Origin of the sequence: Bacillus mycoides (assembly GCF_001757995.1) — a bacterium.
In the GTDB taxonomy this organism is placed as follows: domain Bacteria; phylum Bacillota; class Bacilli; order Bacillales; family Bacillaceae_G; genus Bacillus_A; species Bacillus_A mycoides_B.
On record NZ_LXLV01000062.1, the window covers coordinates 38,471 to 49,436 of the forward strand.

12 protein-coding genes are annotated in these 10,966 nt (G+C 38.0%); 5 read left to right on the plus strand and 7 right to left on the minus strand.

Translation table 11 applies throughout. The annotated features are described in order from the left end of the window. Positions 1–9 precede the first annotated feature (9 nt). The 3 genes from glnR to hflX form a co-directional block, all read right to left on the minus strand. Positions 10–399 carry a transcriptional repressor GlnR gene (gene glnR, locus BWGOE10_RS18575; RefSeq protein ID WP_002014475.1) on the minus strand — a complete coding sequence of 130 codons (390 nt, stop codon included), beginning with the start codon at positions 397–399 and terminating at the stop codon, positions 10–12. A 175-nt stretch (positions 400–574) separates the two neighbouring features. Continuing rightward, complete coding sequence (locus BWGOE10_RS18580; RefSeq protein WP_070144460.1) at positions 575–1,846, minus strand: aminotransferase class I/II-fold pyridoxal phosphate-dependent enzyme; 1,272 nt, start codon at positions 1,844–1,846, stop codon at positions 575–577. Further along, the gene (gene hflX / locus BWGOE10_RS18585; RefSeq protein ID WP_070144461.1) at positions 1,839–3,113 is read right to left on the minus strand and encodes a GTPase HflX; all 1,275 of its coding nucleotides are present in this window, start codon (positions 3,111–3,113) and stop codon (positions 1,839–1,841) included. The genes BWGOE10_RS18580 and hflX overlap by 8 nt, the downstream gene beginning before the upstream one ends. Positions 3,114–3,205: 92 nt before the next feature. On the opposite strand from hflX, the gene BWGOE10_RS18590 reads away from it, so the two are divergent. Next, the gene (locus BWGOE10_RS18590) at positions 3,206–3,829 is read left to right on the plus strand and encodes a trimeric intracellular cation channel family protein (RefSeq protein ID WP_070144462.1); all 624 of its coding nucleotides are present in this window, start codon (positions 3,206–3,208) and stop codon (positions 3,827–3,829) included. Positions 3,830–3,928: 99 nt separating this feature from the next. Beyond that, positions 3,929–4,066, plus strand: coding sequence for a hypothetical protein (locus BWGOE10_RS32945; protein ID WP_171903129.1), 138 nt, complete (start codon positions 3,929–3,931; stop codon positions 4,064–4,066). 32 nt (positions 4,067–4,098) lie between these two features. Here the strand turns inward: BWGOE10_RS32945 and spoVK are convergent, their stop codons facing one another. After that, positions 4,099–5,055 carry a stage V sporulation protein K gene (gene spoVK / locus BWGOE10_RS18595; protein ID WP_070144463.1) on the minus strand — a complete coding sequence of 319 codons (957 nt, stop codon included), beginning with the start codon at positions 5,053–5,055 and terminating at the stop codon, positions 4,099–4,101. A 113-nt stretch (positions 5,056–5,168) separates the two neighbouring features. Between spoVK and BWGOE10_RS18600 the strand changes: the two genes are divergently transcribed. Both BWGOE10_RS18600 and BWGOE10_RS18605 read left to right on the plus strand, forming a co-directional pair. Next, positions 5,169–6,131, plus strand: coding sequence for a tyrosine-type recombinase/integrase (locus tag BWGOE10_RS18600; protein ID WP_070144464.1), 963 nt, complete (start codon positions 5,169–5,171; stop codon positions 6,129–6,131). A 116-nt stretch (positions 6,132–6,247) separates the two neighbouring features. Further along, positions 6,248–8,062, plus strand: coding sequence for a Gly-Xaa-Xaa repeat protein (locus tag BWGOE10_RS18605; protein WP_070168351.1), 1,815 nt, complete (start codon positions 6,248–6,250; stop codon positions 8,060–8,062). Between the two features lie 80 nt (positions 8,063–8,142). On the opposite strand, the gene hfq is transcribed toward BWGOE10_RS18605, so the two are convergent. After that, a complete protein-coding gene (gene hfq / locus BWGOE10_RS18610; protein ID WP_000813896.1) occupies positions 8,143–8,367 on the minus strand; it encodes an RNA chaperone Hfq in 225 nt (74 codons plus the stop codon). A 21-nt stretch (positions 8,368–8,388) separates the two neighbouring features. Then, a complete protein-coding gene (gene miaA / locus BWGOE10_RS18615; protein ID WP_070144504.1) occupies positions 8,389–9,342 on the minus strand; it encodes a tRNA (adenosine(37)-N6)-dimethylallyltransferase MiaA in 954 nt (317 codons plus the stop codon). Positions 9,343–9,524: 182 nt separating this feature from the next. On the opposite strand from miaA, the gene BWGOE10_RS18620 reads away from it, so the two are divergent. Beyond that, entirely contained in the window at positions 9,525–9,770 is a 246-nt protein-coding gene (locus BWGOE10_RS18620; RefSeq protein WP_002199601.1) for a hypothetical protein, read from the plus strand. Between the two features lie 61 nt (positions 9,771–9,831). Here the strand turns inward: BWGOE10_RS18620 and entD are convergent, their stop codons facing one another. Next, positions 9,832–10,800 (minus strand): cell wall-binding protein EntD, encoded by a 969-nt coding sequence (gene entD / locus BWGOE10_RS18625; protein ID WP_070144505.1) that lies wholly within the window; start codon positions 10,798–10,800, stop codon positions 9,832–9,834. Between the last annotated feature and the right edge of the window lie 166 nt (positions 10,801–10,966).

Below are 10,966 nucleotides of genomic sequence, written 5' to 3' on the forward strand. Positions count from 1 at the left end.
CAGTTATCTTTAGTGAAAAAACCTTGAAATGTCACCTTGTCGCAATGAAGTCCGATTAAATCTACCTGTATGTTGTAGTTCATCTCGAAGAATTTTGCGAAGCTCGGATTTTGAAATTTCTTTCGTTTCTTCTTTTACTTTCACTGCTTCTGTTTGATTTTCTTTCATTTGCAATACTTGTTTAATTCCGGCCATATTTAAGCCTTGATCTAACAAATCTTTAATTTCCAACAATTTATCTACATCGTTAAATGAAAATAATCTACGATTCCCTTTTGTACGGGTTGGAAAAATAAGATTATGCTCTTCATAGTAGCGAATTTGACGTGCAGATAATTGTGTTAAATCCATTACAATACCAATTGGAAACAGCGGAGCAGAACGTCTATCTTCTTTCATTGTTTCAGTTCCTCCTTCGCCTTAACTGTTTCTCATTTTATACCATGTTATGTTTAGTGTCAATAGATGTTAGCTTTTCTTACATGATTTTTTTATAAATTTTTTAACTCTTTTTTCTAGTGGCACAAATCATTACTTTCACACGAAAAAAGCTGCCGAAATCGACAGCTTCCCTTTAAGAAATTGTTAATAGATTTTTTTCAATTAACGCATCAATCGCAGAACAAATCGCAATCTTTACATGCGAATAAGTTAACCCACCTTGTACGTAAGCAACATAAGGCGGACGAATCGGGCCATCAGCCGACAATTCGATACTTGCACCTTGAATAAACGTCCCCGCAGCCATAATTACATCATCTTCATAACCCGGCATATAGTTTGCATACGGAGTGAAATGAGAATTAATCGGAGATGCATATTGAATCGCTTGACAGAAAGCAATCATACGATCTTTATCATCAAATTGAACAGACTGAATTAAATCTGTTCTTGGTGCATTCCAAGCTGGTGATGTATTCATCCCTAACTTTTCTAAAAATGCAGCTGTAAAAATCGCACCTTTTAACGCTTGCCCCGCAACATGCGGTGCCAAGAAGAAACCTTGATACATTTCTTGCAAACTGTATAAAGATGCCCCTGCTTCCGCACCGATTCCTGGAGATGTTAAACGATATGCACACGCTTCAACATACTGCTCTTTACCAACAATGTAACCACCCGTTTTAACAATTCCCCCGCCAGGATTCTTAATAAGAGAACCTGCCATTAAGTCCGCACCTACATGACATGGCTCTTCTTCTTCAATAAATTCGCCATAGCAGTTATCTACAAATACAACAACATCAGGTTTAATCTCTTTCACAAACGCAATCATCTCTTTAATTTGTGAAACAGTAAACGACGGACGAGTAGCATATCCTTTTGAACGCTGAATACCAATCATCTTCGTATTACTATGGATCGCAGCTGCAACAGCTTCAAAATCCACAAGCCCCGCTCCAGTTAGCGGAACCGCGTTATATCCGATATTATATTCTCTAAAAGAACCTACACCTTTCCCGCGCACACCAACGATTTCTTCTAACGTATCATACGGTTTCCCCGTTATGTATAGTAACTCATCTCCCGGACGTAAAATACCAAATAAAGCTGTTGAAATTGCATGAGTACCGGAAATAATTTGAGGACGAACAAGACCCGCTTCCACTCCAAATACATCCGCATACACTTTCTCTAACGTGTCACGACCAATATCATCATACCCATAACCTGTCGTCGGAATAAAATGCGAATCACTAATTTTATGTTTACGAAAACTTTCTAGCACACGAAATTGATTACTCTCAATTACTTCATCCACACGTTTATGCACTTCTATAATTTGACTTTCTACTTCTTTTACGATTGGAGCAATTTTTTCTCCATTTTTCAAACGATCAAACATTATTATTTTCTCCTTCTTCCACTAAAAATCTCTTTAATTGCCCATTAAGCGATGAATGAGCAAATATATACCCTGTACAATCATATACAAATTTATCTTCTAGAAACTCCATTTTAGTTAATATCGTTTCTGTCTTTAAAAGCGTTAACAACCTACCTTCACTCGGAGGAATTTCCACTTGATAATCATCCATTTCTTCCTTCATCTTCAGTTCTATCGCTTCTTTTATACGCAGTAAATCACTTTCTTCAAAAGCACTAGTCATTAAGAAATCACTTTTCGGAAACGGAATGAAGTTTTGATGCAATTTATCTTTTTTATTATATAACGTAATAATAGGAATATGATTAATTTCAAGATCTGACAATAATTGTTTTACCGTCTGCTCATGCCCTACATAATTAGGATCTGCCGAATCAACAACATGTAAAATAACATCCGCTTCACCAGCTTCTTCTAACGTAGATCGAAAAGCAGCGATTAATGACGTAGGTAAATCTTGTATAAAACCAACCGTATCAGTCAAAAGCACTGTATAACCAGAAGGTAACGGCATCTTTCTCGTCGTCGGATCTAGCGTTGCAAACAATAGGTTTTCTTCAAACGTATCAGCTTCCGTTAACCTATTAAACAACGTGGATTTCCCTGCATTCGTATATCCTATTAACGAAACTTGAAATACTTTATTATCTTTTCTTCTCTCACGATATCTTTTCCGATGCTCCACAACAACCGCAAGTTGTTTCTTTATTTCATCAATACGCGATCGAATATGACGACGATCCGTTTCAAGTTTTGTCTCCCCCGGTCCTCTTGTACCAATCCCGCCACCCAGACGAGATAAAGACAAACCTTGCCCCATAAGGCGTGGCATCGTGTATTGCAACTGAGCTAATTCTACTTGAAGCTTACCGTCTCTCGATTTCGCACGTTGCGCAAAAATATCTAATATTAATTGCGTTCGGTCAATTACTCTTGCATCTAATACTGAAGATAGATTCCGAATTTGACTCGGTGTTAACTCGTTATTAAATATAATAACAGCTGGTTCTAATTCTTCAGTTAAAGCCGCAAGCTCTTCTAATTTACCTTTCCCTATATAAGTCGCCGGATGGAACTTCGGACGTCTTTGCGTCGTTGATACTAACACTTCCGCTCGCGCAGTCTTCGCTAGCGATACAAGCTCTTTCATGGAATGCATAAATTTTTCATCATCATCTTGCGACAATTGACAGCCAACTAATATGACTTTTTCTTTTTCTTCCATCAAATATGTTCACTCATCCTTTTCGAAATTTAAACCTTCTAATATAATAGCAGAGGAAGCATATTTCATCTAGTTAGCGGGGGAGAAAATTCATGGCATGGGAGATTTTTAGCATCATAGGCACAATCGCCTTCGCACTAAGCGGAGCCATTGTTGCAATGGAAGAAGATTATGATATTTTCGGGGTATATATTTTAGGAATGGCAACCGCATTTGGGGGAGGTGCCCTTCGTAATTTATTAATCGGTTATCCAATCGTCGCATTTTGGCAACAAGACATGTTATTCCAAATCGCACTATTATCAATGACGATTATTTTTCTTTTTCCAAATAAATTAATTAGACATTGGAAAAAGTGGGAAAACATCACGGACGCCATCGGTTTATCAGCATTCGCTGTACAAGGAGCACTATATGCTCAAAAACTAGATTTACCAATTAGCGCTACAATCGTAGCTGCTGTTTTAACAGGCATCGGCGGCGGTATTATTCGCGACCTTTTAGCTCGCAGAAAACCTCTCGTCCTCCGAGCTGACGTATATGCATTTTGGACGATTTTAGCAGGATTCTTAATTGGCGCTCGAATTATCGTTAGCGATTGGGCTCTATACACCTTATTCATTTTAATTGTTTGCTTCCGCATGATTTCTATTCATTACAAATGGCATTTACCGCATAGACGTATCGATACAAGTGAACGTTCAATGCATAAATAGCACTCTAACCTCTTTACATATCGTAAAGAGGTTTTTCTTTTCTAATGAGTTTTTCTTTACATAATGTTTATACTAATTTTTAAAGCGAGGTGAATACAAATGACAAACCATGTTAATAAAGGCGCTCAAAAAAGCTCAGTGGGCCAAATTACACACGATCCTAATTCAGCACACGAAAAAAGCGCTAAAATGGAACACTTCCATAAATCTTACCAAGAAAAAGCGAAAAAAGAGTAACGTACTTATACATCAAAAAACAGACGCACAGTTTACGTACTGTGCGTCTCCTCTTCAAGCATTAAATCCATACTTGATATCCCAATTAAATCATATTTATCATACGTATCCTCTTGTAACAATCGCATAGCTTGTGTGCGAATTGATTTTTCAACAATATTCCGTACGTATCGCCCATTACTAAACGATGTAATTTGTGACGAATACTTTACCGCGTGTAAATGATCTCTAAATTTCCACTCCGCTTCTTTTGACAACTGATATTCACGCTCTTCATACATTCTCTTTCCAATTTCCAACAACTGATTTACCGAGTAATCCGCAAATTCAATAATAAACGGAAAACGAGATTGTAATCCTGGATTTAATGAAAGAAAATGATTCATCTCTCTTGAATATCCAGCTAAAATTAATACAAAACCGTGTTGCTTATCTTCCATATGCTTCACAAGTGTATCAATAGCTTCCTTCCCAAAATCCTTCTCTCCACCCCGAGCTAATGAATACGCTTCATCAATAAATAAAATCCCTCCCATAGCCTTCTTTATTAAATCTCTTGTCTTTTGCGCTGTATGACCGATATACTCACCTACTAGATCAGCACGTTCAGCTTCAACTAAATGCCCCTTCGATAAAATATTCATCTCAAACAACAATTTCCCTATCATTCTAGCAACGGTTGTCTTCCCAGTACCGGGATTCCCCCTAAATAACATGTGAAGTACTTGCTTCTCAGACTTCAACCCCACCTCTTGCCTTTTTTTATTTACATAAATCCAAGCATAAATTTCTTTTATTATCTTTTTTATATCATCCATTCCAACAAGTTTTCCCATCTCTTCTTCAATTCTCTGCAACATCTCATGTTTAGTAGTGGTTTCACTTGAAATTACCGTTTGATTTTCTGATGCCGGTAACGAAATTTTCTTTCGATGGTTTAATACAATATTAATTTGATTGTTATTTTTCTTACGCATCGATTGTTCCATACAATCACCTCATTTTATCCACTCACCAAATATTATTATTCCAGTCCCTCTTGCAAATGCCTATTTTCAGAAAAGTTTGCTATAATATAAGAAATAATTAAGGTGGTGGGACTATGGAAACAACGGAATTCCATGATACAATACAAGCCTTTTCTATTTTTTTATTGAATAAAGGCCGAAAGTCTTCAACCATTAAACGTTATGTTTATGACATTGAAGATTTTGGACATTGGTTAGAAAAAAACAAAAAGCTCCCTTCCAGTAATATATGGGCAACACTTTGTACAAAAGACTATGAAGATTACTTTTCAGACTTAAAAAAGAATCGACACTACTCTGAGAAAACAATGCATCGTGTATTTATTGTATTAAATAGAATGCATCATTTTCTTAACATTCCAAATCCATTAAAGAATATGGAAATTACTATTCAACCAAACCGTGCATTGCGTAATGAAGATTTCATTTCATACGATGAAGAAAAAAGATTAAAGCATATAGTCACTTCATTAGAAGGACTTTCAGAAAAACAACGTCCTGTTCGTCCGTTATTAATGGATCGTAATATCGCCATTTTAAGTCTATTAATCGATTACGGACTATCCTTACAGGAACTTACAGCATTAACTATGCATCACGTTCATTTTGAAACTAATACACTTTCTATTCCAGCAACCGCAGGCGTAGAAAGAACAATCACATTAGCAACCGAAGACAAAAAACAACTGTACACATATTATAAAAGTATTCCAGAACCAGTTCGTCCTAAATACCATAGTAATGACCCGTTGTTTGTTGCATTCGATTTTAACCGCGGAACTTTCAGATGGGTATATGAAAACGACGCACCAAAAGCACTAACAGAAATCGCTATTCAAAAAATGATCCGACTTGAAGTAGCAAGAGCGAATTTACGTAAAGGCATTTCTGGACAACATTTCCGAAACACGTTTATTTTACGCCTAATAAAAAAACAAACCCCAGAGCCAGAGATCATAAAATTAGTTGGCTTCAAATCAAAAATTTCACTAAAGCGATATTATCAATACGCTGAAAATAAAAAAAACGCCCTATAATAAGGCGTTTTTTTTATTTTTTCTCGAAACAATCAATTTTACTATGACCATTTAACTATTCCCTGCATCTACTATGATGAGTTTCGTTTACATCCTCATTAGAAAGGAGAGATTTAATGTCTCGTTTTAACGACAATCAAAACAAATACACCAAGCCATGCTTTCCAACTAGTGCTGGACGAATCCCAACTAATCCAACGATACCAATTACTAAAGCACAAATTAGAATATTCCGCGCAATCATTAACGATTTAATAAAAATAATCCCTAAACTTTTCGCCAATCCATCCCAAAAAAACATAGAAGATCTAATAGATACATTGCACCTACTAAGCAAATTCATTTGTTTACTAGACGCTACTTCCGCTCTGAAAGCACAAGGATTCGCCATTATCAAAAACTTAATAACTATATTAAAAAATCCGACCTTCGTAGCAAGTGCTGTATTTATTGAACTTCAAAACCTAATTAATTATTTACTATACATTACCAAACTATTCCGAATTGACCCGTGTACACTCCAAGAACTCCTTAAACTAATAGCCGAATTACAAACTACCCTAGTTAATTCAGCTTCGTTCGGTCGAGGACCTACTGGACCTCAAGGTAATACGGGCGCTACTGGTGCCACTGGTCCTAGAGGTAACACAGGCGCTACCGGTCCTAGAGGTAACACAGGCGCTACTGGTGCTACCGGTCCTAGAGGTAACACAGGCGCTACTGGTGCTACCGGTCCTAGAGGTAACACAGGCGCTACTGGTGCTACCGGTCCTAGAGGTAACACAGGCGCTACTGGCGCTACCGGTCCTAGAGGTAACACAGGTGCTACTGGTGCCACTGGTCCTAGAGGTAACACAGGTGCTACTGGTGCCACTGGTCCTAGAGGTAACACAGGTGCTACTGGTGCCACTGGTCCTAGAGGTAACACAGGCGCTACTGGTGCTACTGGTGCTACTGGTGCTACCGGTCCTAGAGGTGTTCAAGGTAACACAGGTGCTACTGGTGCCACTGGTCCTAGAGGTAACACAGGTGCTACTGGTGCCACTGGTCCTCAAGGTGCTCAAGGTAACACGGGTGCTACTGGTGCTACTGGTCCTAGAGGTAACACAGGCGCTACTGGTGCTACTGGTCCTCAAGGTGTTCAAGGTAACACAGGTGCTACTGGTGCCACTGGACCTCAAGGTGCTCAAGGTAACACAGGTGCTACTGGTGCCACTGGACCTCGAGGTAACACAGGTGCTACTGGTATAGGAGTCACCGGACCTACTGGACCTTCTGGTGGGCCTCCTGGACCTACTGGACCTCAAGGTGTTCAAGGTAACACGGGTGCTATCGGTGCCACTGGACCTCAAGGTGTTCAAGGTAACACAGGTGCTACCGGTGCCACTGGACCTCAAGGTGCTCAAGGTAACACAGGTGCCACTGGACCTCAAGGTGCTCAAGGACCAGCAGGTGCTACTGGCGCTACTGGACCTCAAGGTGTTCAAGGACCAACGGGTGCTACTGGTATAGGAGTTACCGGACCTACTGGACCTAGCTTCCCAGTAGCGACAATCGTTGTAACAAACAACATTCAACAAACTGTACTCCAATTTAACAACTTCATTTTTCATACAGCATTTAACGCAAACAATATTATCTTCAACGGCACAGATACAGTTACTGTTATCAACGCTGGTATTTATGTAATTAGCGTATCCATCTCTACAACTGCACCAGGATGTGCTCCGCTCGGAGTAGGAATTTCAATAAATGGAGCAGTCGCAACTGACAACTTCTCTTCAAATCTAATAGGCGACTCACTTTCATTTACTACAATTGAAACGTTAGCAGCTGGCACAAATATTTCTGTCAAATCTACCCTTAGCGAAATTACAATTCCCGAAACAGGCAACACTAACATCCGACTTACTGTATTTAGAATCGCTTAAATTTCACTATTGATCGTTTATGACAAATAAAAAAAGAGCGAGAAACTCGCTCTTTCTTTGTTATGTACAGTAATTCATTACTACTCTAATTCAATTGAAACATTTTTTTGAGGCACAAATGTAGAAATTGCATGCTTATAAATAAGCTGTTGCTTACCTTCTGTTTCCAGTAGGACTGTAAAGTTATCAAATCCTTTAATTAATCCACGAAGCTGGAAACCATTTAATAAGTACAGCGTAACGAACGTATTCTCTTTACGGAGTTGATTTAAAAACTGATCTTGAATATTGATTGATTGCTTCATGTCGAATCCTCCTCTTTTTCTCTACTTACTATTATTCGACTTTAGTTGTAGCTTTCCTTCTATGTATCGTAAAATTTCTGACGTTTTTTCACCATCAGTAACATCGAACCACGTGACATCCATCTTATTACGGAACCACGTTAATTGACGTTTGGCATAACGGCGTGAATTCGTCTTTAATTGTGATACCGCTTCTTCTAAAGAGACACGATTCTCAAAATAATCATATATCTCTTTATAACCAATCGCTTGAATAGATTGACAATCTCGCACTCCTCTTTCATGTAGACCTTTTACTTCTTCTAATAATCCTTGTTCAATCATTAGGTTAACACGTAAGTTAATGCGATCGTATAGCATTTCTCGATCCATTGTCAAGCCAATTAACGAAATATCGTATAGCAACTCATTTTCTTGTTTTTCGAGCTGATTGCTCATTTTTTCACCTGTAGTATGAAAAATTTCTAACGCCCGAATAACACGCCTTACATTATTTGCATGAATACGCTCCGCACTTTCTGGATCTACTTCTTGCAACTTTTTATGTACATATTCCGCACCGCGTTCTAATGATAACTTTTCCATCTGTTCTCGGTATGTAGCGTCCCCAGCCTCATCTGTAAACTGGTAATCGAATAGAACAGATTGTATATAGAGACCGGTTCCACCAACAATAATTGGTAATTTCCCACGCTCTGTAATTTCTCGAATGCACTTACGGACACGTTCTTGAAATTCCGCCACAGAAAATGAATCTTCCGGATTTTTTATATCAATCATATAATGCGGAATTCCGTCCATCTCATCTGTCTTCACCTTTGCAGTCCCGATATCCATCGTACGATAAATTTGCATGGAATCACCACTAATAATCTCACCATTCAACGCTTTTGCAAGATCGATACTTAATTTCGTCTTTCCGACAGCAGTTGGCCCAATGATGACAGCAACTTTTTCACGTTGCACTTCTCCCATATCATTCAACTCTCTTTATGTAATATACTCCATCTATTGATTATACCCAATCTTACCAATTTTAACGGCATGATTGCAAGTTCTTTGAATCCAGTACATGAAATTATACATAAAAAAAGAGCATAGCTTGTCCAATTCTGCATATACATGATAAAAAATAGCTCGGAGAGGGTGCAATGACTATGAAACAAGCGACTATCGATTTTCCATTATTAATAAAAGACCTTATTTTAGCTACTGCTACAAAAGAACAAAATTGTTCACAAGAAGAATTATACTTCGCACTAAATTGTTTACTACGTTCCTTTCATTCTACTCTTCAAGAAACAGCGTTACATCCAGAAAATAAAAATACAGAGTATATGCAAACTCAATTTTGCACCGCATATAAAATTATTACAGGTAAAACAATTTACCCTTTTCAATAATTCTTATATAAAAAAACGGCTGCTTAGACATTTTCAAGCAGCCGTTTTTTATTTTAATACATTATTTTATAACTTTCACTTTAACGGATTTACGACCCCAACTATCAGCAGTGCTATCTGAACCAACTAAAACATCAATACGATTTCCTTTAATCGCGCCACCAGTATCTCCAGCAATTGCTTCTCCATATCCTTCCACCCACACTTTTGATCCAAGAGGAATTACTTTCGGATCAACAGCAATAACTTTCATATTTGGATTCGCTGTTAAATCATGCCCCATCGCAGTTAACACACGACCACCATATGTGCCATTTTCATTCGGATTAGCTGTGTAAGCTGTCGCTTCTACTGTTATTTCACGACCACCAGCAGGTGCACTTGTTTCAGTAGATTTCGTCACTGGTTTAGCTGCCGGCTTCGCTTGCGCTACTGGTTTACTTGATGCTCCACTTTTAACAGATTCTTTTCCGTTAACTTCCGTATCATTTTTGGCCGGAGTTTTCTCCTTAACTGATGTATCATTTTTAACCGCCGTTTTCACCTTAGTTGGTGCTTCATCTTGAACTGGAACTTCTTTTCTTTCAACAACAGGTGCTGTACCTGTTAAAAATGGTACGTGAACATACGCCGCTTTCCCACCATATTCGAATTGTAACCATTCGTTTTGTACTTGATTTGTCGTTTCAATCAAGTCATCTTTTTTAAGCGTGCCAAGAACTTCTGAATCAGTATTCGCTCCAGCACGAACGTTTAATACGTTTGCTGTTACATAATAAGTGCCTTTCGTAAACTCAGCACTTACAAACGCCTCTTTGCCATCTAATTTAATTTTGGACCATCCGTTTTCTGTATTTATAACATCTAATTTATTTCCACTTAACATTTTACCTACAAGCTTTGATTCTACAGTTGGGTTTTCTCTAACGTTTAATACATCTGTTGTTACAATCGTTTCCGCTTTAGCAGAACCTGCAAAAATCCCAAGACCAAAAACTGCTGCTGTTGCTATACCTAATAATTTTTTCATGAATAGCCTCCATTTGCTTTGTTTTCGTGTTCTCATTATAACAACAGTTTTTTGTAGAATTTCGAAAATCACACAATTACAAAGCATTCGTAATAAACGATTAATGATTTGTAACATAAATTTCCATATTAAAGAATTGCATTTCTACCAAAATTAGCAATAGTTT